25 protein-coding genes are annotated in these 22,391 nt (G+C 66.9%); 3 read left to right on the top strand and 22 right to left on the bottom strand.

Translation table 11 applies throughout. The annotated features are described in order from the left end of the window. Positions 1-6: 6 nt before the first annotated feature. The 10 genes from BOS5A_RS01740 to BOS5A_RS01695 form a co-directional block, all read right to left on the bottom strand. Positions 7-540 carry a demethoxyubiquinone hydroxylase family protein gene (locus BOS5A_RS01740; RefSeq protein ID WP_151953510.1) on the bottom strand — a complete coding sequence of 178 codons (534 nt, stop codon included), beginning with the start codon at positions 538-540 and terminating at the stop codon, positions 7-9. Then, a complete protein-coding gene (locus BOS5A_RS01735; RefSeq protein WP_151953509.1) occupies positions 537-1,022 on the bottom strand; it encodes a disulfide bond formation protein B in 486 nt (161 codons plus the stop codon). Before BOS5A_RS01735 ends, BOS5A_RS01740 begins: the two co-directional genes overlap by 4 nt. After that, entirely contained in the window at positions 1,019-2,368 is a 1,350-nt protein-coding gene (locus BOS5A_RS01730) for a S41 family peptidase (protein ID WP_151953508.1), read from the bottom strand. The genes BOS5A_RS01735 and BOS5A_RS01730 overlap by 4 nt, the downstream gene beginning before the upstream one ends. A 229-nt stretch (positions 2,369-2,597) precedes the next feature. After that, the gene (locus tag BOS5A_RS01725) at positions 2,598-3,758 is read right to left on the bottom strand and encodes a murein hydrolase activator EnvC family protein (RefSeq protein ID WP_151953507.1); all 1,161 of its coding nucleotides are present in this window, start codon (positions 3,756-3,758) and stop codon (positions 2,598-2,600) included. 4 nt (positions 3,759-3,762) lie between these two features. Beyond that, complete coding sequence (locus BOS5A_RS01720; RefSeq protein WP_151953506.1) at positions 3,763-4,185, bottom strand: 23S rRNA (pseudouridine(1915)-N(3))-methyltransferase RlmH; 423 nt, start codon at positions 4,183-4,185, stop codon at positions 3,763-3,765. Positions 4,186-4,203: 18 nt separating this feature from the next. After that, a complete protein-coding gene (gene rsfS / locus BOS5A_RS01715; RefSeq protein WP_151953505.1) occupies positions 4,204-4,596 on the bottom strand; it encodes a ribosome silencing factor in 393 nt (130 codons plus the stop codon). Between the two features lie 8 nt (positions 4,597-4,604). Then, entirely contained in the window at positions 4,605-5,237 is a 633-nt protein-coding gene (locus BOS5A_RS01710; RefSeq protein ID WP_151953504.1) for a nicotinate-nucleotide adenylyltransferase, read from the bottom strand. Then, entirely contained in the window at positions 5,234-5,518 is a 285-nt protein-coding gene (locus tag BOS5A_RS01705) for a type II toxin-antitoxin system RelE/ParE family toxin (protein WP_151953503.1), read from the bottom strand. The genes BOS5A_RS01710 and BOS5A_RS01705 overlap by 4 nt, the downstream gene beginning before the upstream one ends. Then, positions 5,509-5,724, bottom strand: a complete 216-nt coding sequence (locus BOS5A_RS01700; protein WP_151953502.1) for a hypothetical protein — start codon at positions 5,722-5,724, stop codon at positions 5,509-5,511. The genes BOS5A_RS01705 and BOS5A_RS01700 overlap by 10 nt, the downstream gene beginning before the upstream one ends. Before the next feature lie 81 nt (positions 5,725-5,805). Next, positions 5,806-7,068 carry a glutamate-5-semialdehyde dehydrogenase gene (locus BOS5A_RS01695; protein WP_151953501.1) on the bottom strand — a complete coding sequence of 421 codons (1,263 nt, stop codon included), beginning with the start codon at positions 7,066-7,068 and terminating at the stop codon, positions 5,806-5,808. 136 nt (positions 7,069-7,204) lie between these two features. Between BOS5A_RS01695 and msrB the strand changes: the two genes are divergently transcribed. Continuing rightward, on the top strand, positions 7,205-7,696 hold the full coding sequence (gene msrB / locus BOS5A_RS01690; protein ID WP_151953500.1) for a peptide-methionine (R)-S-oxide reductase MsrB: 492 nt from the start codon (positions 7,205-7,207) through the stop codon (positions 7,694-7,696). A gap of 97 nt (positions 7,697-7,793) precedes the next feature. On the opposite strand, the gene BOS5A_RS01685 is transcribed toward msrB, so the two are convergent. The 3 genes from BOS5A_RS01685 to BOS5A_RS01675 form a co-directional block, all read right to left on the bottom strand. Then, positions 7,794-8,258, bottom strand: a complete 465-nt coding sequence (locus tag BOS5A_RS01685) for a CHAP domain-containing protein (RefSeq protein WP_234419155.1) — start codon at positions 8,256-8,258, stop codon at positions 7,794-7,796. A 221-nt stretch (positions 8,259-8,479) separates the two neighbouring features. After that, complete coding sequence (locus tag BOS5A_RS01680) at positions 8,480-9,880, bottom strand: MFS transporter (RefSeq protein WP_151953498.1); 1,401 nt, start codon at positions 9,878-9,880, stop codon at positions 8,480-8,482. 62 nt (positions 9,881-9,942) lie between these two features. Continuing rightward, complete coding sequence (locus BOS5A_RS01675) at positions 9,943-10,770, bottom strand: SDR family NAD(P)-dependent oxidoreductase (protein WP_151953497.1); 828 nt, start codon at positions 10,768-10,770, stop codon at positions 9,943-9,945. Between the two features lie 161 nt (positions 10,771-10,931). On the opposite strand from BOS5A_RS01675, the gene BOS5A_RS01670 reads away from it, so the two are divergent. Both BOS5A_RS01670 and BOS5A_RS01665 read left to right on the top strand, forming a co-directional pair. After that, positions 10,932-12,092, top strand: a complete 1,161-nt coding sequence (locus BOS5A_RS01670; RefSeq protein ID WP_151953496.1) for an acyl-CoA dehydrogenase family protein — start codon at positions 10,932-10,934, stop codon at positions 12,090-12,092. A gap of 11 nt (positions 12,093-12,103) precedes the next feature. Continuing rightward, entirely contained in the window at positions 12,104-12,892 is a 789-nt protein-coding gene (locus BOS5A_RS01665) for an SDR family oxidoreductase (RefSeq protein ID WP_151953495.1), read from the top strand. Positions 12,893-13,040: 148 nt separating this feature from the next. Here BOS5A_RS01665 and BOS5A_RS01660 read toward each other — a convergent pair whose 3' ends face one another. The 9 genes from BOS5A_RS01660 to BOS5A_RS01620 form a co-directional block, all read right to left on the bottom strand. Further along, positions 13,041-13,250 (bottom strand): hypothetical protein, encoded by a 210-nt coding sequence (locus BOS5A_RS01660; protein ID WP_151953494.1) that lies wholly within the window; start codon positions 13,248-13,250, stop codon positions 13,041-13,043. A gap of 62 nt (positions 13,251-13,312) precedes the next feature. Then, entirely contained in the window at positions 13,313-13,525 is a 213-nt protein-coding gene (locus BOS5A_RS01655; RefSeq protein WP_151953493.1) for a cold-shock protein, read from the bottom strand. 472 nt (positions 13,526-13,997) lie between these two features. After that, entirely contained in the window at positions 13,998-14,369 is a 372-nt protein-coding gene (locus tag BOS5A_RS01650; protein WP_151953492.1) for a tRNA-binding protein, read from the bottom strand. Further along, positions 14,369-15,040, bottom strand: coding sequence for a glutathione S-transferase family protein (locus BOS5A_RS01645; RefSeq protein ID WP_151953491.1), 672 nt, complete (start codon positions 15,038-15,040; stop codon positions 14,369-14,371). Before BOS5A_RS01645 ends, BOS5A_RS01650 begins: the two co-directional genes overlap by 1 nt. A 51-nt stretch (positions 15,041-15,091) precedes the next feature. Further along, the gene (locus BOS5A_RS01640) at positions 15,092-15,514 is read right to left on the bottom strand and encodes a hypothetical protein (protein ID WP_151953490.1); all 423 of its coding nucleotides are present in this window, start codon (positions 15,512-15,514) and stop codon (positions 15,092-15,094) included. An 83-nt stretch (positions 15,515-15,597) separates the two neighbouring features. Beyond that, complete coding sequence (gene gltB / locus BOS5A_RS01635; RefSeq protein WP_151953489.1) at positions 15,598-20,118, bottom strand: glutamate synthase large subunit; 4,521 nt, start codon at positions 20,116-20,118, stop codon at positions 15,598-15,600. Further along, positions 20,111-20,569, bottom strand: a complete 459-nt coding sequence (locus tag BOS5A_RS01630) for a hypothetical protein (RefSeq protein ID WP_234419154.1) — start codon at positions 20,567-20,569, stop codon at positions 20,111-20,113. Before BOS5A_RS01630 ends, gltB begins: the two co-directional genes overlap by 8 nt. Before the next feature lie 23 nt (positions 20,570-20,592). Beyond that, positions 20,593-20,889: a hypothetical protein gene (locus BOS5A_RS01625; protein WP_151953487.1), complete on the bottom strand. Its 297-nt coding sequence runs from the start codon at positions 20,887-20,889 to the stop codon at positions 20,593-20,595. Continuing rightward, a complete protein-coding gene (locus BOS5A_RS01620) occupies positions 20,886-22,331 on the bottom strand; it encodes an NAD(P)-dependent oxidoreductase (RefSeq protein ID WP_151953486.1) in 1,446 nt (481 codons plus the stop codon). Before BOS5A_RS01620 ends, BOS5A_RS01625 begins: the two co-directional genes overlap by 4 nt. Positions 22,332-22,391: the final 60 nt, after the last annotated feature.

Genomic DNA, 22,391 nt, shown 5'->3' with positions numbered 1-22,391 from the left:
TCGTCCTCATATCCGTTTGGCGGCCGCAATCGCCACCTTGCAGCCCAGCCGGATCATCCCCGACATGATCGGATAGGCGATCGCCTCTTGGGCGCCGGCGGCGAGCGCGGTGTCGCGGTGTTCCAGTTCCTCGGCCTGGAACTCCGCAATGGCACCGGCAAGTTCGGGTTCCTCATCGCCGAGCGCCGCCAGCTGCTCGGCATAATGCCTGTCGATCTCGGTTTCGACCGCGGCGGTGCAGGCCATCGCGGCTTTCGGCCCCATCGCCGCCGTCACCGCGCCCAGCGCGAAGCCAGCGACGTTCCAGAACGGCTGAAGCAGCGTCGGCCGCACACCGCGCTCCGCGATCAGCCGGTCGAAATAAGCGCGGTGACGTTCCTCCTGCAGCGCCATCGCGCTGATCGACCGCGCCGCGGCGGACCGTGCGCCCATCACCGCCAGCTGCCCGGCATAGATGCGCGTCGCGCCATATTCGCCGGCCTGATCGACACGGATCATCGCATCGACCGCACGCTTCCTGTCTCCCGGCTTCCAGCTCATCCACGCCTCCGCGACAACAGCCACGCGATGATGAACGCGCCGCCGAGCGAAAGGATCGCATTGAACCCGGCGAGCGAGATGCCGCCCAGCGTCCACTGCGCCGCATCGCATCGCACGATCGGTGCGGCGAGCAGGTCCTTGAGCAGCTGATCGGTGCTCGCGCCGGGATCGGACACGGTCGAGGTGCAGGCGGTGAAGCCCTGCCACCAGTGATATTCGATGCCGGCGTGCAGCACGCCGATCACCCCGGATACCGCAATGAGCACCGCGGCGAGCGCGACCATCGCCGTCTTGCCGCTGCGCCCGGGCACCACGAACGCGAGGAGCGCAACGACGACCGCGGCGTAATGCGGCCAGCGCTGCCAGTGGCACATCTCGCACGGGTAGAGATGGCCGAACAACTGGAAGCTCCACGCACCCGCAAGCAGCGCGGCGGGGATAAGCAGGGCAAGCAGGCGGGCGCGGTGGAGAGACGGACTCACTTGGCGGCCACGTCCTTCTTCATCGACGCGGTGACCGCGGCGACCTGAGCCGGCCCACCGAGCCTCGCGACCGTCTTCAGCGCATACCAGAGCTGGAAGTCCTCGATGCCCTGCTTCTTCAGGCTGTCCGGCGTGCCGGTGAAGCGCGGGTCGTCCTTGGTATCCTCTTCCAGCACCGCATTGTCGGGCTTGATCTCATTGATCAGGTGCCGCCGCAGGTCCGCCTCGCGGAACACGGGCCGCGTCTTGTAATCGGGATCGGTCAGCTGCGGCACCGCGATGTCCGGCTCGATCCCGCCCTCCTGCACGCTGCGGCCCGACGGCGTATAGTAGCGCGCAGTGGTGAGCCGCAGCGCAGTCGTCGGCCCCAATTGGAGCAACGTCTGCACCGATCCCTTGCCGAAGCTGCGCTCGCCCATGATGAGCGCGCGGTGGTGATCCTGGAGCGCGCCCGCGACAATTTCGGAGGCCGATGCGGTGCCGGAATCGGTCAGCACCACGACCGGCAGGCCATGCGCGTCGTCGCCGGGCTTGGCGTAATAGCGCTCGATATCGCTCTTCTCGCGCCCGCGCTGCGACACGATCTCGCCGTGGTCGAGGAACGCGTCGCTGACCGCGATCGCCTGGGTCAGCAGCCCGCCCCCATTCTCGCGCAAATCGACGACGTAGCCGAGCGGGCGGTGGCCGAGCGACTTGTCGATCGCCATGATCGCCGCGCGCGTGTCGGCGCCGGTATTTTCGGAGAAGGTGTTGATGTTGATATAGCCGACATCGCCCTTCACTTCCCATTTCACCGGTTTCTGCACGATGACCTCGCGCATCATCGTCACGTCGATCGGCTTGTCGCGGCCGGGGCGGACGAGGGTGAGGCTGATCTTGGTGCCGGGCTTGCCGCGCATCTGCGTGATCGCTTCGTCCAGCGTGTCGCCGTAGATGAGCTTGCCGTCGATATGCGTGATATAGTCGCCCGACTTCACCCCCGCCCGTTGCGCCGGCGTATCTTCCTGCGGCGCCACGACCTTGATCGCGCCGTCCTCCATCGAGACGGTGAGGCCGAGGCCGCCATAATTGCCCTCGGTCATGATCCGGAGATTGTCGTAATCGAGCGCATCGACATAGGAGGAATGCGGATCGAGCGCGGCGAGCATCCCGTCGATCGCGCCCTTCACCAGCTGCGCGTCGGTGACCTTGTCGACATAGTCCGCCTTCACGCGGTTGTAGACGTCGAGGAACTTGTCCATTTCCTTGTAGGTATCGCTGTCCGCCGCCGCCATCGCCGCAGTGGCGATCGGCACGAGCGCGAGCGCGCCTGCGATTGCGGTGGCCTGGAGCAGCTTGCGGTTCATGGCGTGTCCTGAAGGAATACGGTGTTCCCCTCGACCCTAGCGGGATTTCCGGGGGCTAGCAAAGCGCGCATCGCGATGAACGGAGCGTGAAAATCAGCCGGCGAGCGGTAATTTGCCCCGTTTGGTTCGCGCCGCTTCGAGCGTAGCCGAGAAGCGTCTGTCGAGAACCGTTCTCGACTACGATCTCGACTTCGCTCGATCTCCGCTCGAAGCAAACGGAAAAAGACGCCTAAGGCACTACCCCGGCAAGCGCGGTGATATCCATCGGCCGGCCCTGACGGCGGAGCTCGACCGTCACCAGCGGCGCATCGCCGGTGGGCGCACGCCCCAGCACTGCGCCGCTGCGCACCGCCTCGCCGCGCCGGACCTGCGTCCCGCCGAGGCCAGTGACCAGCGTCGTCCAGCCCTGCCCATGATCGATGATGACGATCGTCCCGTAATCGCGGAACGGCCGGGCCAGCCGCACCGTGCCGCTCGCCGGCGCCTTCACCACCGCGCCCGGAGCGACCGCCAGCGTCAGCCCGCGCGCACGGAATCCGGCATCCGACAGCTCGCCAAGCCCTGTCACCACGCGGCCACGCACCGGCAGGCGATAGACGGGCGGCGGAGCGAGCGCGGCGATGCCTGCGGGCGGCCCCGGCAGATCGACGAGCGCGGCCAGCGTCGCGCGCTGGTCGGTCGCGCTGTCCATGTCGTCCACGATATCCCGCGCTGCCTCGCCGAGCGCAATCGCCTTGTCGGATTCGGCGATCGCGCTGCGTCGCAGGGTGCTTGCCCGCGCACCGTGAAGCAGCTCCAGCGCTGCAAGCTCCCGCCGCTCGTCGAGGAGCCGCGCCTCGCCGCTGTGCAGTGCAGCCGCAGCCCGTGTCGCCTCGATGCTGAGCAAACGGGCACGATCGACTTCGCTGCGGATATCGATGGTCCGCGCGCGAATGACCGGTAACGTGCTGCCCAGCACCGCGCGGACATGGACAAGATCATCGACCGATCCCGGCTGCACGACCGCCGCCAGAGTCGGGCGGCGTGCCAGCGACTGCAGCGCCGCGAGCAGCCGTGCGACGGGCGCCTGCTGCACGGCAAGCCGCGCGCGTTGTTCGCCGAGCAGCCGATCGATGATCGCGATGCGAGCGCGTGCCGCCACGATCTCCGCCCGCGCGCCGGCGATCCGCGCCTCGACCGCGGCCTTGCGCCGCGCCGCTGCGGTCGCCGCGTCGCGCTCCCCCGTCGCCTGCCGCTCGAGCTGCGCCGACCGCGCGCCCGCCGCCTGCAATTGACGCTGCGCCGCGGCCAGCGCGCGGCGTTGCGCCATCAGCGGATCGGTCGCCGCCCACACCCCCGCGCCGCCCATACAGGCAATCAGCACAGCAGCGATGGCGATCCCCCGACGCACCGGGCTATCCTTCGCGGTGATAGGGGTGGTTGGCAAGGATCGCGGTTGCGCGAAACAGCTGCTCGGCCAGCATCGCGCGCGCCAGCATGTGCGGCCAGGTCGCCCGCCCGAACGAGAGAAGCAGGTCCGCCTCGGCGCGCGCCGCATCGTCGAAGCCGTCCGCAGCGCCGATCAGGAACCGCGCCTCGCGCACGCCATCATCACGCCATCGCCCAAGCCGCTCGGCAAAGGCCATCGACGACAGCATCTCTCCCTTTTCGTCGAGCACGACGCGGCGCGTCTGCGGGGGTTCAGCCGGCATCTTTCCGCCGGTATCGGGCAGTTCAGTCGCGCGGACTGGCCATGCGATCCGCCTCAGGTAACGATCGACCAGTTCGCCCTCAGGCGACCGCGCGATTCGCCCGCGCGCGACGATATGGAGCAGCATCGCGCGCGGGGTATCTGGTCAGGCCTGCCCGACCGCCGGGGCAGGCGCGTCGCCGAACGACCACATCCGCTCCAGATTGTAGAAGGTGCGCACCTCGGGCCGGAACAGGTGGACGATCACGTCGCCCGCATCGATCAGCACCCAGTCCGCGGTCGGCAGTCCCTCGATGCGCGCCGAGCGGCCGGTCTCACCCTTGATCCGCTCGGCCAGCTTCGATGCCATCGACGCGACCTGCCGCGTCGAGCGGCCGCTGGCGATCACCATGTGATCCGCGATCGACGACTTGCCTGCCAGCGGGATGGAGATCGTGTCGACCGCCTGATCGTCATCGAGCGAATCGAGCACGAGCTTGTGAAGCACCGCGACGCTCTCGGCATCGGGCGATCGGTAAGCGTTGGGGTTGGTGGCCAAGGTAGCTCCTAATTTGCCGGAGATGCGGCAGGGGTGATGGCTGGATGTTCCGGGTCCGCGTAAAGACGGAACCAGGCGGGATCGGCGCGACGCAGCGCGGTCGCCGAAGTCGGGTCGGGGCGGAAGCGCAGCAGCACCAGGGCCGGCAAACTCCACTCGGTCCAACGTTTCGCCTGGCGTGCGGGCCGCTGGAAACGCCGCAGCCAACCCATCGCGTCGGCCGCGAGGGCGCCTGCATCATAGCCCGGACGCGCGATGACCGCAATCGGCAGCGTGCGTGCGATCCGCCGCCAGTCGCGCCAGCGGTGGAACTCGGCGAGATTGTCCGCGCCCATCAGCCACACGAAGTCAGTTTTCGGATATCGGCGGACGAGCGCGCGAACGGTATCGACGGTGTAGCGCGTGCCGAGCCGCAGCTCGATATCGCTCGCCACGATCGGCGCCCGCCGCGCCATCGCCCGCGCCGACGCAATCCGCGCGGCGAAGGGTGCCATCCCCGTGGCAGGCTTCAGCGGATTGCCGGGCGACACCAGCCACCACACCTCGTCCAGCCCAAGCGCCCGGATTGCCGCAAGCGAAATCGCCCGGTGCCCGCGATGCGCCGGGTTGAACGATCCGCCGAGGAGGCCGATGCGCCTCACGGATCGAGCAACCAACCCTCACGCTCGTGATGAACGCGGACAACCGATACCACCCTGTCAATGATCTGATAGCGGATCAGATAGGGAGTATCGTAAACGACAAGGACACGCTGCCCATTCTGAAGTGGTCTGCCGCCGCGTGGAAAATCTTGTAGAAACTTCGCGCGAAATCGAATTGCTGCCAGATTTCGCAGAGCAACGCCGGCGCTCGCTTCCCGTGTCAGCCAGTCGTCAATGCCGCGCAGATCGTCGAGGGCCGGCGCCGACCATATCAAGCGCATCGAGCGCGATGCTTGGCGATCATTCCGTCGAGTTCGGCCATCACCTGTTCGTGCGACACGACCTCACCGCGTTCGATCGCGTCTAGTCCGACCTGGATAAACGCATCGAAATCATCATCGCTCTCGGCCGCTCGCCTGATCGCCTCCGCTGCGAACTGCCGGCTGCTGATGCCGCGACGCTGCGCGACGCGATCGACGAGCACCATCGTCTCGGTGTCGATTTCGGTGCTGATAGGCTGGAGACTGACCATTCGGCGGATATAAGCGATGCGCCTCTGTCGCTCAACCTATCCCCGCACCTGCCCCGTTCCGATGCCGACCCATTTGTACGTCGTCAGCCCCTCCAGCGCGACAGGCCCGCGCGCGTGCAGACGGCCGGTGGCGATGCCGATTTCGGCGCCCAGCCCGAACTCGCCGCCATCGGCGAATTGGGTCGAGGCGTTCCACAAGACGATCGCGGAATCCACCGCAGCGATAAAGCGCTGCGCCACCGCATCGTTCTCCGCGACGATCGCGTCGGTGTGGTGCGATCCGTGCGCCGCGATATGTGCCAAGGCTGCGTCCACACCGTCCACTACCGCGACCGAAGCGACGGCGTCGAGATATTCGGTATCCCAATCTTCGTCGCTCGCGGGAGTCACGTCGGGATTGCCTGCACGGATCGCGTCATCGCCGCGGACCTCGCAGCCGGCATCCCGGAGCGCATCGACCAGCCGCGCCGCCGCAGGAAAGGCGCGATCGATCAGCAGCGTCTCCATCGCGCCGCAAATCCCCGTGCGGCGCATCTTGGCATCGACCACGATCCGCTCCGCCATTGCCGCGTCGGCCGACGCATCGACATAGACGTGGTTGATCCCGTCGAGATGCGCGAGCACCGGCACGCGCGCCTCGGCCTGCACCCGCGCGACCAGGCTCTTGCCCCCGCGCGGCACGATCATGTCGATCGCGCCATCCGCGGTGAGCATGGCGCCCACCGCCGCCCGGTCGGTCGTGTCGACCCGCAACGCCGCCTCCGCCGGCAGCCCCGCCTCGACCAGCCCCGCCACCATCGCCGCATGGATCGCGTGGTTGCTCTCCACCGCTTCCGAACCGCCACGAAGGATCACCGCATTGCCCGCCATCACACACAGCGCCGCGGCATCGGCGGTCACGTTGGGCCGGCTTTCATAGATGATGCCGATGACGCCGATCGGCACGCGCACCCGGCGCAGGACAAGGCCGTTGGGCCGCACGGTCTCGTCGATCACGCGGCCGACCGGATCGTCGAGCGCGGCGACCGCATCGACCCCCGCCGCCATCGCCGCGACCCGCGCCGGATCGAGCCTGAGCCGGTCGAGCATCGCCGCCGACAGGCCGGCCGCCGCGGCGCGCTCCATATCGAGGGCATTCGCCGTGAGGATCGCAGCCGCCCCGCGCCGCAACGCCGCCGCCGCCGCGCGCAGGCCGCTCGCCTTCGCTTCGGTCGACAAGCCTGCAAGCACGCGCGCCGCGCCACGCGCACGACGGCCAAGATCGGCGATCAACGCCTGCGGAGAATCTGTATCAGCCACCAAGGCGGCATATCATGCGCACGAACGCGCGTCAGGAGGGGTTCGCGGAGCACCATGCGTCCGCCGTGCGTTGGCAGCGTAACTTCCATGCGAAGCGTCGCGACCTACATGATCGGGACGAAGCAGGAGATTCACTATGCTCGACCGCCGTGCCTTTCTTTCCACCGCCGCCCTTGGCGGATCGGCCTTAGCGCTCTTCGGCTGCGGCAGCGGCCCTGCAACCGCGGCCGAACGCTTCGAGGTGACGATGAGCGACGCGGCGTGGCGCAAGAAGCTGTCGCCCGCCGCCTATCAGGTGCTTCGCCACGAAGACACCGAGCGGCCCTATTCCAGCCCGCTCAACGACGAGCATCGGCAGGGCCGGTTCTCCTGCGCGGGCTGCGCGTTGCCGGTGTTCAGTTCGAAGACGAAGTTCGACAGCCATACAGGCTGGCCGAGCTTCTGGGCGCCGCTGCCAAACGCCGTCGCGCAGAAGAGCGATCGCAGCCTGATGATGGAGCGCACCGAAATCCACTGCCGGCGCTGTGGCGGGCATCTGGGGCACGTGTTCGATGATGGGCCGAAGCCAACCGGCAAGCGCTATTGCATGAACGGTGTCGCGATGACCTTCCGGCCCGGCACTGCCTGACGGGAGCCGTCATCCCCGCGCAGGCGGGGATCCATGTCTCTATCGGGGTGGCACATGGGCCAGAGATCGACCCCAGCCTTCGCTGGGGACGAATGGATTACGAAGCCGCAGTCTGGTCCGCGCTATCGGCAGCGGCCACCGCCGCGTCGACATCGGCTGCGGCGTGATCGGAATAGATGAAGCCCTTGGTCGGATAGCTCGAGGTGCCGAGGCCCCCTTGCGGACCATACCACACCTTGACGAGGCTCCAGTCGCCCTTGTCCGACACGTCGACCGCGCGAACGTTGCGCTCCACCTGGCCGCGGCGCGACCAGTTGGCGTGGGTCAGCAGAACCTCGCGGTCCGACACGACCTTGCTGACCATCGCGACATGGCCGACGCGCATACGTGCGGTCGAGTTGAAAGCGAGGACGGCGCCGACCTTGGGCGTATCGCCACGGTCGTATTTGCCCGCCGCCTGGCTCCACCAGGTGTTGGCGTTGCCGTGGATCTTGATGCCGGAGATCAGACGCGCGAACGGCGCGCACTGCCAGAAGGTCGCCGAAGCGGGGGTCGTTGCCATCAGGCCGCACGCTGCAACCAGCGCAAAACGCGCTGCAAAACCACCGAATTTCATTGAGCCCCCCAAAGGCCGCGAATGACTGTTGAGGTTGGCTACGGGGGGACGGTTAACAAGAAAAGAGCCGTGGGAACCAATTCCGGCCAGCGGTGTTTGCGCGGCGATGAACGGTGCGACCGGTCAGCGTCACGGCCATATCTTGCGGTTCTCCTCAGCGCGAATCGCTAGAATTTGCGTGGTGCCGCATCGACCGACGCCGCGCCCGCCAGCGCCGCGAGCCGCGCCTCGTGCTCGGCACGGCCGAAGGGGAAGCGGAAGAAGAAGAACGCAGCGAAGCAGGCGATCGTCACCCACGTGCCGGCATAGATGATCGTCAGCCGGTCGATCGTCGCTTCCGGGACCTGTCCGGGCACGGCCTTGGCCGGAAAGCCGGCAAAGGCCAGAATCGCGCCGGCGATGAAGATCCCGATCCCCGATGTGCATTTCTGCACGAAGAACGATCCGGCGAAGAAGACGCCTTCCGACCGCCGCCCGGTCCGCACTTCCGAATCCTCCACGACATCCGCCATCATCGACGCGCCGAGGATGAACCCCGTCACCGAGCAGGCGGTGCCAAGGATGAAGCACCCCAGCAGCGCGGGCAGCATCGCCGGACTGCCGACCGCGGCGAACCCGCCCACCAGCCTCAGCCAATAGGGCGCGGTATTCAGCGCCGCCGCCAGCAGCACCGCCAGCATCGCCCACCGCGCCTTGTTACCGTGCGCGCCGATCCGGGGCGCCGCAACGAAGGCGCCGATCACCCCGACGAACAGCGCCACCGTCACATAGGCGAAGGTGTTGCCCTTGATTCCCCACACATAAGTGTAGAGGTAGTTCGACATCGCGTAGCTGATCCCCTGCACGGTATAGGCACAGACCCCCGCCAGCATCAGGATCGCAAAGGCCCGGTTCTTCAACGTCTCGCGCAATTCGTTGAAGCTGTCGCGCAGCGTGCCGCGAATGATCGCGGGTTTGGGCAGGTTCCCGATCTCGTGATGCGTGCCGAGCGCCGACACCAGGATCGCGATGACCATCAGCACCGCGCCGGTGATGCCGAACGCGCCGTAGCCCGATCGGCTCAGCAGGCCACCATTCGCGGGCGCGAGGAAATAGAGATACGCCGACACGAGCATGCTGAGGCCGCCCGCCCAGCCGAACAGATAGCGATACGCCATGATCCGCGTGCGCTCGTCATAATCGGCGGTGAGTTCCGGCGTCAGCGCGACCGAGGGGACTTCGTAGCAGCTGACCGCGCTGCGCGTGATGACCGCGCACACGAACAGCCAGAACAGTGTCATCGGCTCCGAGAGCGCCGGCGGGTTCCACAGCGCAATCCAGCCGATCGCGATCGGCAGCGCCGACGCATACATCCAGGGATGCCGCCGCCCCCAACGGCTGCGCGTCCGATCCGAGAAGAAGCCGACCGCCGGATCGATCATCGCGTCCGCCAGCAGGGCCAGCATCACGACGAGCCCGACCGTCGCAGACGGCAAGCCGACGACCTGATTGTAGAAGAGCAGCAGGAACGTGCCGAACCCGGAATCCTTCACGCCGTATGCGACCGCGCCGAAGCCGTAGCTCGCCATCGTCCGGTTCAAGAGCCGGCGCCGGGGCGGGACGTTTACGGGGCTCGCCGCCACGCTCGCCATCACTGGAACGCTTCTAATGCGGAGAACAGCGACGGCGCGGCTGGGTCCCAACTCCCGCGCGTGCCGATCGTCAGCCCGCCATCGACGAGGATCGACGTGCCCGTCACGAACGCGGCATCGTCGCTCGCCAGATAGGCGACAGCGGCGGCAATGTCCTCCGGCCGCCCCGCCCGGCGGATGGGCTGCGAATCGGCGGCGACGTGCGCGATCATGCCGTTCGCCTGGGCGCGCTTGTCTTCGGGCACCTCCAGATGCCGGGTGAAGATGTTGGTCATGATGAAGCCGGGCACGACCGCGTTCACCCGGATATTGTGCCGTGCGAGATCGGCCGCGGCGAGCTTCGTCAGGTGCAGCACCCCGGCTTTCGCGGTGGAATAGGCGGTCGGCGCATACCCGGTGCCGAGTGCCGAGACGCTCGACGTGTTGACGATCGCCCCGCCGCCGCGCGCGGTCATCAGCGGGGCTGCATAGCGGATGCCCATCGCGACCGATCGCAGCAACAGCGCCTGGGTGCGGTCCCAATCCTCAGGCGCGACCTCGCCGATCGGTTCGCGCGCGCCTCCCGCGCCGGCATTGTTGAACAGGATGTCGAGCCCGCCCGCAGCGTCCGCCTCCTCGATCAGCGCCCGGATCGCCTCGGCATCGGTCACGTCGGTGCGGCGGAAATGGATGCGGCCGTTCGAAGTCGCGACCATGTCGTTCGCAGCACCCTCGTCGATATCGCCGATCCAAACCTCGGCGCCTTCGGAGACGAGCCGATCGACCGTCGCGCGTCCGATGCCCGATGCGCCGCCGGTAACGACGGCGCGCTTGCCCGCAAAGCGCATGTCACTCTCCTGATAACCCGGACTGATTTTTCTATTTTGGACAGCATAGTATGGGGCCTGCAACCGTCAATCTGCGTTCCTTCGAAAACACGGTAGGGCGCTTGTCGCCGACGGCGGGTCTGGCTAGGGCTGACGCCGACGCACAGGAGATGGATGCCCCGATGGCCCTCGATCCCGAAACCTTCGACGCGCTGATCGATCAGGTCCGCCGCTTCGTCACCGACCGCCTCCGGCCGCTGGAGGCGCAGGTCGAGGCCGACGACGCGATCCCCGCCGACGTGATCGACGAGATGAAAGCCATGGGGCTGTTCGGCCTGTCGATCGCGGAGGAGCATGGCGGGCTCGGCCTGACGATGGCCGAGGAGGCGCGTGTCGCGATCGAGCTGGGGCGCACGACCCCGGCGTTCCGCTCCAGCTTCGGCACCAATGTCGGGATCGGATCGCAGGGCCTGGTGATGGCGGGGAACGCGGAGCAGAAGGCGCAGTGGCTGCCGCGGATCGCGAGTGGGGAGGTCGTCACCAGCTTCGCGCTCACCGAACCCGATGTCGGCTCCGATTCCGGCAGCGTGAAGACCCGCGCGGTGCTGGCCAAGGACAAAAATGGCGGCGACGTGTATCGCCTGTCGGGCACGAAGCGCTACATCACCAACGCCGACAAGGCGGACCTGTTCACCGTCATGGCGCGCACCGGCAAGGAAGTGGGCGGGCGCGGCGTCTCCGCCTTTCTCGTGCCCCGCGATCTGCCCGGCGTCTCGATCGGTGAGCCGGAAAAGAAGATGGGACAGAGGGGCGCGAAGGTCGCCGACGTCGTCTTCGACGATGTTCCTGTCCCCGCCGTCAACCGGCTGGGCGAAGAGGGCGAGGGCTTCAAGATCGCGATGCGCGTCCTCGACCGCGGGCGGCTCCACATCGCGGCTGTGTGCGTCGGCGTTGCCGAGCGCCTGATCGCCGATTGCGTCGCCTATGCGGGGACGCGCAACCAATTCGGCAAGCCGATCGCCGAGCACCAGCTGATCCAGGCGATGATCGCGGATTCGAAGACCGAAGCGCTCGCCGCGCGCGCCCTCGTGCTCGAAACCGCCGACCGGAAAGACCGCGGCGAGGATGTCGTCATGGAATCGGCCGCGGCCAAATACTTCGCCTCCGAAATGGTCGGCCGCGTCGCCGACCGCGCGGTCCAGATCTTCGGCGGGGCGGGCTATATCGCCGATTACGGGATCGAGCGGCTGTACCGCGACGTGCGGCTGTTCCGCATCTACGAAGGCACCAGCCAGATCCAGCAGATCATCATCGCCCGCGAAACGATGAAGCGTGGCGGTTAGGGAGAGAAGACATGGACACCGCCAACCTATTCCGGCTCGACGGCCGGGTCGCGCTCGTTACCGGGGGCAGCCGGGGTATCGGCAAGATGATCGCGGCAGGGTTCATCGCGCAGGGGGCGAAGGTCTATATCTCGTCGCGAAAGGCCGCGGCGTGCGAGGACACCGTGGCCGAGCTCGGTCCGAACTGCATCGCGCTGCCGCAGGACGTCTCGACCGTCGATGGCTGCAAGGCACTCGCCGCGAAGCTCGCCGAGCATGAGGACAGGCTCGACATCCTCGTCAACAATGCGGGCGCGGCCTGGGGCGTGCCGTTCGAGGAGTTTCCGGAAAGCGGCTGGGACAAGGTCATGGACCTGAACGTGAAGTCGCCCTTCTTCCTGACCCAGGCCCTCCACCCGATGCTGAAGGCCGCCGGAACCCGCGCGCAGCCCGCCAAGGTCATCAACATCACCTCGATCGACGGGCTGCGGCTCAATCCGTGGGATACCTACAGCTATCACGCGTCGAAATCGGCGCTGATCTACCTGACCAAGCGGCTGGCGGCGCGGCTCATCAAGGATTCGATCAACGTGACCTCGATCGCGCCCGGCGCCTTCGCGAGCGAGATGAACCGCGCGGCACGCGATCACGGCGACGAGGTGGCGCAGGGCATCCCGGCGAAGCGGATCGGCGACGAATCCGACATGGCCGGCACCGCGATCTTCCTTGCGAGCCGGGCCGGTGACTACATCGTCGGCGACACGATCGTGTGTGATGGCGGGCTGGTCAATGCGGCGCTGGGGACGAGCATCGACGCGTAGGTCCAATCTCAACCGTTTGGTTCGAGCAGCTTCGAGCGAAGCCGAGAAGCGTTTGTCGAGAACGCTTCTCGACTGCGATCTCGACAGGCTCGATCTACGCTCGAAGCCAACGGAAATGAAAGTTCAGTTGAAGCGGATCAGGCGCCGCCTACTCAGCGACGACCGCCTCGCGCGCGGCGACGCTCGCCGCTTCGCGTGCATGCCGCTGCGCCTGGGTGCGTTCGGCGCGATCGGCCATTTCGGTCCAGGCCTTGGCGGCGCGTTCGCAGCGCTCCCGCACATTGTCGAGCGCCGCTGCATCCGCATTGGCCTGCTCGGCTGCGGCGCGGGCGCGAAAGGTGCTGGGATCGTCGGCCATGCGGGGCTCCTGTCTGAAATGAAGAAGGGCGGCGGGGCCAATCCACGCCGCCCCGTATCCGATTACTCGGCCGGCGAGAGGTTTACCGCGCTCGAGCGACCGCGACGATCTTCTTCCATCTCGTAATTCACGCGCTGGTTCTGGTTCAACGTGACCATGCCGGCGCGCTCGACGGCGGAGATGTGGACGAACGCGTCATTGCCGCCGCCATCGGGCGCAATGAAGCCGAAGCCCTTGTCGTTGTTGAAAAATTTCACGGTGCCGGTCTGGGCCATGAGGATAGTCCTTCTTGTTTGCGTAGGGCGTTTCGACTGCCGGAACGCCCGGTGCCGCACGCAGCAGGGAAAGAAGGAAGCGGAGCCGCAGCTACCCAAGACCGTCGATATGCGACTGTAGCGCGGTGGATATGGGTGCAAAAGCGTGCCTGCACAAGGGCGGCGCGGCTGCCCGCCCTACATTCCGGGCGCAGCCGACGCGCAAAAGCGCGGTCCGAGCAAAGGTGTTCTGAGCGCCTGCCTTGGCAGGCAGCCGAAGGGCGGCTTCGCCGCGGCGCGGCGAGTCGGCACCGGCCTATACCCCTGTATTATCGCCGGATATCGACGCAGGTTGACACGGTTGACACCTAGGCGCGTGTGCGGGCGCGCCTGCGCGTTGCATAAAGTGCGGGCTGTAGGACAGCGGGGATCGACGATGTGAAAGAGCGATATCGGTTATCGCCCAAAAGGCCCGGTGTAGGACAGAGCCACCTCAGAACAGCCGCGCGCCGTTCTCCATCCGCTGGTCCGGCGCGAACAGCACCACCGCGCCGTCCTCATCCGGAAACCCCAGCGTCAGCACCTCGGACATGATCGGCCCGATCTGGCGCGGCGCGAAGTTGACCACCGCCGCCACCTGCCGCCCGATCAACGTCTCCGGCGTGTAATGCTCGGTGATCTGCGCCGAGGACTTCTTCACCCCCACGCCGCTGCCGAAATCGATCGTCAGGATGAAGGCGGGCTTGCGCGCCTGCGGGAACGGCTCGGCGGACAGGATCGTGCCGATGCGGATGTCGACCTTCAGGAAATCGTCGAAGGTCGTCGTTTCCACCGCGGGCGCCGCAGGATCGTGCGCCAGATGCATCAGAAATCCGGGTCTTCGTAATATTTCGGCGGCTCGATCCCGCTCATCCGCTCGGCGAGCAGCGGCCGGAAAGCACGGCGCGATTTCATCCCGCGATACCAGCGCGCGGTCTGTTCATGCCCCTTCCAGTCCACGCCGCCCAGATAATCCGCGATCGAGATCTGCGCAGCGGCCGCCAGATCGGCGAGGCTGATCGTCGCGCCCGCCATCCAGGTGCGGTGATCGAGCAGATAGTCAAGATAGTCGAGATGCCCGATCGCCGACTTCATCGCCTCGCGCAGCGCCGCAGCATCGGGGGTCGCGCGGTGGACGATGCGTTTCTCCATCCGCTCGCGCAGCAGCGGCGCGGTCACGTCGCGGTAGAATTGCGTGTCGATCCACGCGACAAGCCGGCGAATTTCCGCGCGGTTCGCCGCGGTGCCGTTGATCATCGCGGCCTTGTCGACCGTCTCCTCGAAATATTCGCAGATCGCCATCGAATCGATCAGCAGCGTGCCGCGCGCGCTGTCCGCCATGACCGGGGTTTGCCCCGCCGGGTTCAGGTCGACGAACTCGTCGCGCTTCTCCCACGGCGCCTCGCGCACCAGCTCATAGCCGACGTCCTTTTCATTGAGGAGCGTGCGGACCTTGCGGCTGAACGGGCAGAGCGGGAATTGATAGAGTTGCCACATGCGCGCCTGTTTATCGCAGGCGCGCGCCGCGTCCAGCGGGGCCTGCGCGATTTATCGGTCGTCTAGGCCGGACGATGCGTGGTCGATGACGCCGCGAAGCCGCGCGGCGGTAGCGGCAAGCTCGTCCGACATCGCCGCCGCGGCACCGGCGGTGCGGCCAGCGGTGTCGGCGGTGCGCCGCGCATTCTCATACACATGCCGGCGGAAGTGCGGATCGCGCCGCGCCGCGAGGTCGCCGAGCGTATCGCCGGGCGCCACGTCACTGTCCGGATCGAGCGCGGCGAGCGGGCCGACATGGGTATCGAGCAGCGCATCGCTGAACCGGGTGACCAGCGTCGCGAGCGCATCCTGGACGCGCGGGTCGGTCAGCAGCGTCGCGGCGGTGCGGGCATCGGGCAAACGCGGCGGCGGCGCCTCATGCGCGAGGGCCGGCGTTGCGGCGAGCACGAGCGGAGCAGCGAACAGGATACGCATGACGGATCACCTGAAAAGCGATGACAGTCCCGCCTCATAGCACCAGTCGGCCCGGCAATCGAGTCTGTCGGCGAGTCCGCGGGCTATTCTGCCGCGACGAGCGCCTCTGCATCGTCGAGCGGATGCGCGAGCCGGGTCAGCATTTCCTTCGGCACCACCTGCCAGAAATGCCCCCCCGCGCGGTCCCAATCCTCGATCAGCCCGCGGGCCCACTTGCTGTCGGTCGCGGCGACATGATCCCCGACGAACGTCTTGAGCAGGTCCGCATAGTGGAGCGTGGCCACGCGCTGCCAGACGATCGAATCGGGGTTTGCCCGGCTGTCGAAGCAGCCATCGGGATCGTAGACAAAGGCCATGCCGCCGGTCATGCCGGCGCCGAAATTGCGCCCGACCTCGCCGAGAATCACCGCGACGCCGCCGGTCATATATTCGCAGCCATTCGCGCCGCAGCCCTCGACCACGACGGAAGCGCCCGAGTTGCGCACCGCAAAGCGCTCCCCCGCCTGCCCCGCCGCGAACAGCCGCCCGGCGGTCGCGCCGTAGAGCACCGTGTTGCCGAGGATCGTATTGTCCTGGCTGGCGAGCGGCGAGGACACCGCAGGCCGCACGATGATCGTGCCGCCGGACAGCCCCTTGCCGACATAGTCGTTGGCATCGCCGAACACCTCGAGCGTGATGCCCTTGCACAGGAACGCGCCGAGACTCTGCCCCGCACTGCCGCGCAGCCGCACGGTGACATGCCCGTCCGCCAGCTTCGCCATGCCGAAGGTCCGCGTGATCTCGCTCGACAGCCGGGTGCCGACCGCGCGGTGGGTGTTGCGCACCGAATAGGTCAGCTGCATCTTCTCGCCGCGCGAGAAGACCGCGGCGGCATCCTTGATGATCTGCGCATCGAGGCTGTCGGGCACGGCGTTGCGCCATGTGGTCAGACTGAACCGCCGCTGGTCGTCATCGGCATCGACCTTGGCCAGGATCGGGTTCAAGTCGAGGTCGTCGAGATGCTCGGCGCCGCGGCTGACCTGGCGGAGCAGTTCGGTGCGTCCGATGACTTCGTCGAGGCTGCGAACGCCGAGCCGCGCAAGGATGTCGCGCACTTCCTCGGCGATGAAGGTCATCAGGTTGATGACCTTTTCCGGGCTGCCGCCGAACTTCGCGCGCAGCCGCTCGTCCTGGGTGCAGACGCCGACCGGGCAGGTGTTCGAATGGCACTGGCGCACCATGATGCAGCCCATCGCGACGAGGCTCAGCGTCCCGATCCCGAACTCCTCGGCGCCGAGGATCGCGGCAATGACGATGTCGCGCCCGGTCTTCAGCCCACCGTCGGTGCGCAGCTTCACCCGACCGCGCAGGCCGTTGAGGGTCAGCGTCTGATTGACCTCGGACAGCCCCATTTCCCATGGTGTGCCCGCATATTTGATGCTGGTCTGCGGGGAAGCGCCCGTGCCGCCGACATGGCCCGAGACGAGGATGACGTCGGCATGCGCCTTCGCCACCCCCGCCGCGACGGTGCCGATTCCGGCCGAGCTGACGAGCTTCACGCAGACCCGCGCGCGCGGGTTGATCTGCTTCAGGTCGTAGATGAGCTGGGCGATGTCTTCGATCGAATAGATGTCGTGGTGCGGCGGCGGCGAGATGAGCGTCACCCCGGGCGTCGCGTGGCGCAATTTGGCGATGAACTCGGTGACCTTGAAGCCCGGCAGCTGCCCGCCCTCGCCGGGCTTCGCCCCTTGCGCGACCTTGATCTCGATCTCGTCGCAGGCGTTCAGATACTCCGCCGTCACGCCGAAGCGGCCCGACGCGATCTGCTTCACCCCCGAATTGGCGTTGTCGCCATTGTCATAGGGCTGGTAGCGCGCCTTGTCCTCGCCGCCTTCGCCCGACACCGCCTTGGCGCCGATCCGGTTCATCGCGATCGCCAGCGTCTCGTGCGCCTCCGGCGACAGCGCGCCGAGCGACATGCCGGGCGTCACGAAGCGCTTCCTGATCTCGGTGATCGCCTCGACCTGATCGACGGGCACGCCCTCGGCCGGGAAGTTGAACTCGAGGAGGTCGCGCAGATACACCGGCGGCAAATCGCTGACCCCGCGCGAGAATTGCAGATACTGGGTGTAGCTGTCCGTCGCGACCGCGGTCTGCAGCAGGTGCATCAGCTGCGCCGAATAGGCATGCGTCTCGCTGCCCGCGCGCTGGCGGTAGAAGCCACCGATTGGCAGCGTGACCACGGCCGGGTCGAACGCCGCCTCGTGACGAAGCGTGGCGTTCAGGTGGAGCGAGGCATAGCCCTCGCCCGAAATCTTCGCCGGCATCCCTGGGAACAGATCGTTCACCAGTGCGCGGCTGAGGCCCACCGCCTCGAAATTATAGCCGCCGCGGTAGCTGGAGATCACCGCGATCCCCATTTTCGACAGGATCTTGAGCAACCCCTCCTCGATCGCGACGCGGTGGCGCTTCAGGCATTCGCCAAGCGCCATATCGTCGAAGAGCCCGCGCGCGTGGCGATCGGCGATCGCCGCCTCGGCGAGGTAGGCGTTCACCGTCGTCGCGCCGACCCCGATCAGCACGGCGTAATAATGCGTGTCGAGGCATTCCGCCGTGCGTACGTTGACGCTGGCATAGGAACGCAGGCCCCGCCGCACGAGGTGGGTATGCACCGCCGCCGCGGCGAGCACGCCGGGGATCGCGACGCGCTCCGCATCGATCGCCTCGTCGGTCAGGAACAGCTCGGTCCGCCCCTCTCGCACCGCCTGTTCCGCCTGGTTGCGGATGCGCTGGATCGCGGCGCGCAGCCGCTCGGGGCCGCCGCCCGCTTCGAACGTACAGTCGATCTCCGCGACGCTCGATCCGAAATGCGCCTTCAGCCGCGCCCAATGCTCGCCGGTCAGCACCGGGCTTTCGAGCACCAGCACGCGCTCGCGCCGATCCTCGGTATCGAGAATGTTGGCGAGGTTGCCGAACCGGGTGCGCAAGGACATGACGTGGCGCTCGCGCAAGGGGTCGAGCGCGGGGTTCGTGACCTGCGAGAAGTTCTGGCGGAAGAACTGGCTGATGAGCCGCGGCTTGTCGGAAATGACCGCGAGCGGCGTGTCGTCGCCCATCGACCCGATCGCTTCCTTGCCCGTCTCGACCATGGGGGCGAGGATCAGCTCCATGTCCTCAAGCGTCTGCCCCGCCGCGACCTGGCGACGCGCGAGCTCTGCGCGGTCATAGCTGGCCACGGACCCTTCGGGCGCCGGCGGCAAGTCGGCAAGCGTGTGGAATTCGCCGATCATCGCGGCGTAATCCTGCTCGCCCGCGATCCGGTCCTTCACCTCGCGGTCGTGGTAGAGCTTCCCCTCCGCCAGATCGACGGCGATCATCTGTCCGGGGCCGAGCCGGCCCTTGGCGACAATCGTGCTCTCGGGCACGACGACCATGCCGCTTTCGGAGCCGACGATCAGCAGGCCGTCCGCGGTTTCGGTATAGCGCAGCGGACGCAGCGCGTTGCGGTCCATCCCAGCGACCGCCCAGCGGCCATCGGTCATCGCGAGCGCGGCCGGGCCGTCCCACGGCTCCATAACGGATGCGAGATAGCGATACATCGCGTCGTGCGGCCCAGGCACCGCGCTGCATTCATCGAGCGCCTCGGGCACCAGCATCAGCTTGGCGGTTGGCGCGTCACGGCCCGAGCGGCAGATCGCCTCGAACACAGCATCCAGCGCCGCGGTGTCGGACGCGCCCGCCGGGATCACCGGCTTGATATCCTCCGAATGCTCGCCGAACGAGATGCTCGCCATCTTGATCTCGTGGCTGAGCATCCAGTTCTTGTTGCCGCGGATCGTGTTGATCTCGCCGTTATGCGCCAGGCAGCGGAAGGGCTGCGCGAGCCACCACTGCGGGAAGGTGTTGGTCGAATAGCGCTGGTGGAAGATCGCGACCCGCGATTCGAAGCGCTGATCGGTGAGATCGGGATAGAAGACCGACAGCGATTCCGCGAGAAACAGCCCCTTGTAGATGATCGACCGGCACGACAGGCTACAGACATAGAAGCCACTGATCTGCGCCGCGATGACGCGCTTCTCGATCCGCCGGCGCACGAGATACAGCGTCTTCTCGAACTCGTCGGCGTCCATGTCGTCGGGCATCGGCCCGGCAATCATGATCTGCTCGATCTCGGGGCGCGTTTCCTGCGCCTTGCGGCCGATGACCGACACGTCGACAGGCACCTGCCGCCAGCCATAGATGGTATAGCCCGCCTCGATGATCGCGCTTTCGACGATCGTCCGGCACGTCTCCTGCGCGCCCAGATCCGTGCGTGGCAGGAAGATCTGCCCGACCGCGAGCCGATTCGGGCGGACCTTGTGCCCCGATGCCACGACGCAATCGTCGAAGAAGCGCACCGGCAGGTCGAGATGAATGCCCGCCCCGTCGCCGGTCTTGCCGTCCGCATCGACCGCGCCGCGGTGCCACACCGCCTTCAGCGCATCCACCGCCGACTGGACGACCCGCCGCGCCGCACGGCCGTCGGTCGCGGCGACGAGTCCGACCCCGCACGCATCGCCTTCGAATTCGGGGCGATACATGCCGTGTTCGGCAAGGTGGGTATGGGGGTAGCCCGGATCAATCATCGAGGAGGCGCTCTTCGTCGATGAACCGAATAATGGCCGACCACGTATGATCCAGTGTCTTTCGCGAGTTCCAAGCGGCGGCGATCTGTTCGGCACGCTTCGCCGGGTTGAGCGGATATTCGTGCGCAAGAGCGTTGCGCGTCCGGACCGCGTCCGCCCAGATTTTTTCACTTTCCAGAATACCCAGTCCGTGCGCGCGCCGGGTGACGTCAACCGATGTCAGCCGTTCGATCCGGCCATGCTCCATCACCTTCGAAATGGCTTTCAAGGTCCGGTGAAGCGCGTCCTCAAATTGTTCGAACCGCTTCAGATAGGCAAGCACCAGCGTCTCGTCGCCGAGTTCAAGCGCATCGATCCGGTCAGGTCCGATGGGCATGAGCGGCGCAATCAAGGATGCCGTCTCGCGAAAGCCCTTGCTGAGGCGTTCGCACGTCCCGCAATATTCGCGCAACAGCGCCTTTTCGCCATCTTCTGTCACAGGATCACTCCATCGCGATAGGCGATCGCTTCAATGGGCCGCGGCTGCGAGCCACGCTGCGTCGCAATCACGTCGACACGCTGATAGTCCAGTCTGGCGAATAGATGCTCCAGAAAGTCCGCCCTTTTCTGCAAGATATCGACTGCCTCAACGGTTTCGATGTGAAGGTCTATGTCGCCGCCGCGGCGATCATCGAACGCGCGGCTGCCGTAAAGGCGGACAACCGAGTCCTTGCCGAAGGTCAGGGTCGCGGCACGTTTGATAGCGCGCACCTCTTCCACCGTAAGCCTCACGCCGCCTTCCTCTCGCCAGTCGCCGCCTTCGCCCTCAGATACCGGTGCATCGCCGCCGCCACGTCGCGGCCGTCGCGGATCGCCCAAACCACGAGGCTTGCGCCGCGGACGATGTCGCCGGCGGCGAACACGCCGTCCAGGCTCGTCATCATGGTCTTCGCATCGACCAGCACCGTGCCCCATCGGGTCACGCCGAGCTCCGGCGCTGCGAACAGACGAGGCAGGTCCTCCGCATCGAAGCCAAGCGCCTTGATGACCAGATCGGCGCTATGCTCGTGCTCGCCGCCGGGATCGCGTTCGGGCGCTCGGCGACCGCTTGCATCCGGCGCGCCCAGACGCATGCCGTGCGCACGCACGTTTGTCACAGCCGCATCGCCTTCGAAGGCTGCAGGCGCCGTGAGCCACACGAACTCGACGCCTTCCTCCTCCGCATTGGCGACCTCTCGCACGGAGCCGGGCATGTTCGCGCGGTCGCGGCGATAGAGGCACTTCACCGACTTCGCGCCCTGCCGCACCGCGGTGCGCACGCAGTCCATCGCGGTGTCGCCGCCGCCGATGACGACCACGTCCTTGCCGGCGGCATCGAGCGAGCCGTCGTCGAAAGCGGGCACGGCATCGCCGAACCCCTTGCGGTTCGACGCGGTGAGGTAATCGAGCGCCGCGACGACCCCGGCGCGGTCATGCCCGTCCACGTCGATCGCGCGCGCCTTGTAGACGCCGGTCGCGATCAGGATGCCGTCGTGACGGGCGCGCAGTTCGGCAAGGCTGGCGTCACGCCCGACCGCGAACCCGCGGTGAAAGAGGATTCCGCCCGCCTCCAGCCGCGCCACCCGGCGCTCGACAACGGGCTTTTCCAGCTTGAAGCCGGGGATGCCGTAGGTCAGCAGCCCGCCGGCGCGGTCGTAGCGATCATAGACATGCACGTCATGCCCGGCAGCGCGCAGCTGCTCCGCCGCGGTCAGCCCCGCCGGACCCGCCCCGATGATGCCGACCGATTGTCCCGTCGGACGCCCGGGCACGAGCGGCTCGACCCAGCCCTTGTCCCAGGCGGTATCGGTGATGAACTTCTCGACCGATCCGATCGTGACCGCACCGTGACCGGAAAACTCGATGACGCAATTGCCCTCGCACAACCGGTCCTGTGGACAGATGCGACCGCAGATCTCGGGCATCGACGATGTCGCGTTCGACAGCTCATACGCCTCGCGCAGCCGCCCCTCAGCGGTCAGCCGCAGCCAGTCCGGGATGTGGTTGTGCAGCGGGCAATGGACCGAGCAATAGGGCACTCCGCACTGCGAGCAGCGCGCGGCCTGCTCCTCGGCGCCCTCGACGGCATAGCGATCGGCAATTTCCCGGAAATCCTCCGCACGGATCTCCGCTTCGCGCTTGGCAGGATAAGCCTGTTGCCGCTCGACGAATCGCAGCATCGTTTCGGTCGCCATGATGCCTCCTCACGCGCCCTAAATCACAAGGCGAGCGCCGCGTCACGCAAAAATCGATCG

Origin of the sequence: Sphingomonas sp. EC-HK361 (assembly GCF_902498785.1) — a bacterium.
Lineage (GTDB): Bacteria > Pseudomonadota > Alphaproteobacteria > Sphingomonadales > Sphingomonadaceae > Sphingomonas.
This window is presented reverse-complemented; position numbering and strand designations above follow the sequence as displayed.

Bases quoted from the DNA above. Each gene is read 5' to 3' on its own strand.
- BOS5A_RS01640 (WP_151953490.1), bottom strand. From the start codon at position 15,514: ATGCGTATCCTGTTCGCTGCTCCGCTCGTGCTCGCCGCAACGCCGGCC.
- msrB (WP_151953500.1), top strand. From the start codon at position 7,205: ATGCTCGACCGCCGTGCCTTTCTTTCCACCGCCGCCCTTGGCGGATCG.
- BOS5A_RS01645 (WP_151953491.1), bottom strand. From the start codon at position 15,040: ATGTGGCAACTCTATCAATTCCCGCTCTGCCCGTTCAGCCGCAAGGTC.
- BOS5A_RS01680 (WP_151953498.1), bottom strand. From the start codon at position 9,880: ATGGCGAGCTACGGCTTCGGCGCGGTCGCATACGGCGTGAAGGATTCC.
- BOS5A_RS01660 (WP_151953494.1), bottom strand. From the start codon at position 13,250: ATGGCCGACGATCCCAGCACCTTTCGCGCCCGCGCCGCAGCCGAGCAG.
- BOS5A_RS01620 (WP_151953486.1), bottom strand. From the start codon at position 22,331: ATGGCGACCGAAACGATGCTGCGATTCGTCGAGCGGCAACAGGCTTAT.
- BOS5A_RS01705 (WP_151953503.1), bottom strand. From the start codon at position 5,518: ATGCGCTTGATATGGTCGGCGCCGGCCCTCGACGATCTGCGCGGCATT.
- BOS5A_RS01700 (WP_151953502.1), bottom strand. From the start codon at position 5,724: ATGGTGCTCGTCGATCGCGTCGCGCAGCGTCGCGGCATCAGCAGCCGG.
- BOS5A_RS01665 (WP_151953495.1), top strand. From the start codon at position 12,104: ATGGACACCGCCAACCTATTCCGGCTCGACGGCCGGGTCGCGCTCGTT.
- BOS5A_RS01730 (WP_151953508.1), bottom strand. From the start codon at position 2,368: ATGAACCGCAAGCTGCTCCAGGCCACCGCAATCGCAGGCGCGCTCGCG.
- BOS5A_RS01685 (WP_234419155.1), bottom strand. From the start codon at position 8,258: ATGGCAACGACCCCCGCTTCGGCGACCTTCTGGCAGTGCGCGCCGTTC.
- BOS5A_RS01670 (WP_151953496.1), top strand. From the start codon at position 10,932: ATGGCCCTCGATCCCGAAACCTTCGACGCGCTGATCGATCAGGTCCGC.
- BOS5A_RS01675 (WP_151953497.1), bottom strand. From the start codon at position 10,770: ATGCGCTTTGCGGGCAAGCGCGCCGTCGTTACCGGCGGCGCATCGGGC.
- BOS5A_RS01720 (WP_151953506.1), bottom strand. From the start codon at position 4,185: ATGCTGCTCCATATCGTCGCGCGCGGGCGAATCGCGCGGTCGCCTGAG.
- gltB (WP_151953489.1), bottom strand. From the start codon at position 20,118: ATGATTGATCCGGGCTACCCCCATACCCACCTTGCCGAACACGGCATG.
- BOS5A_RS01655 (WP_151953493.1), bottom strand. From the start codon at position 13,525: ATGGCCCAGACCGGCACCGTGAAATTTTTCAACAACGACAAGGGCTTC.
- BOS5A_RS01650 (WP_151953492.1), bottom strand. From the start codon at position 14,369: ATGCATCTGGCGCACGATCCTGCGGCGCCCGCGGTGGAAACGACGACC.
- BOS5A_RS01740 (WP_151953510.1), bottom strand. From the start codon at position 540: ATGAGCTGGAAGCCGGGAGACAGGAAGCGTGCGGTCGATGCGATGATC.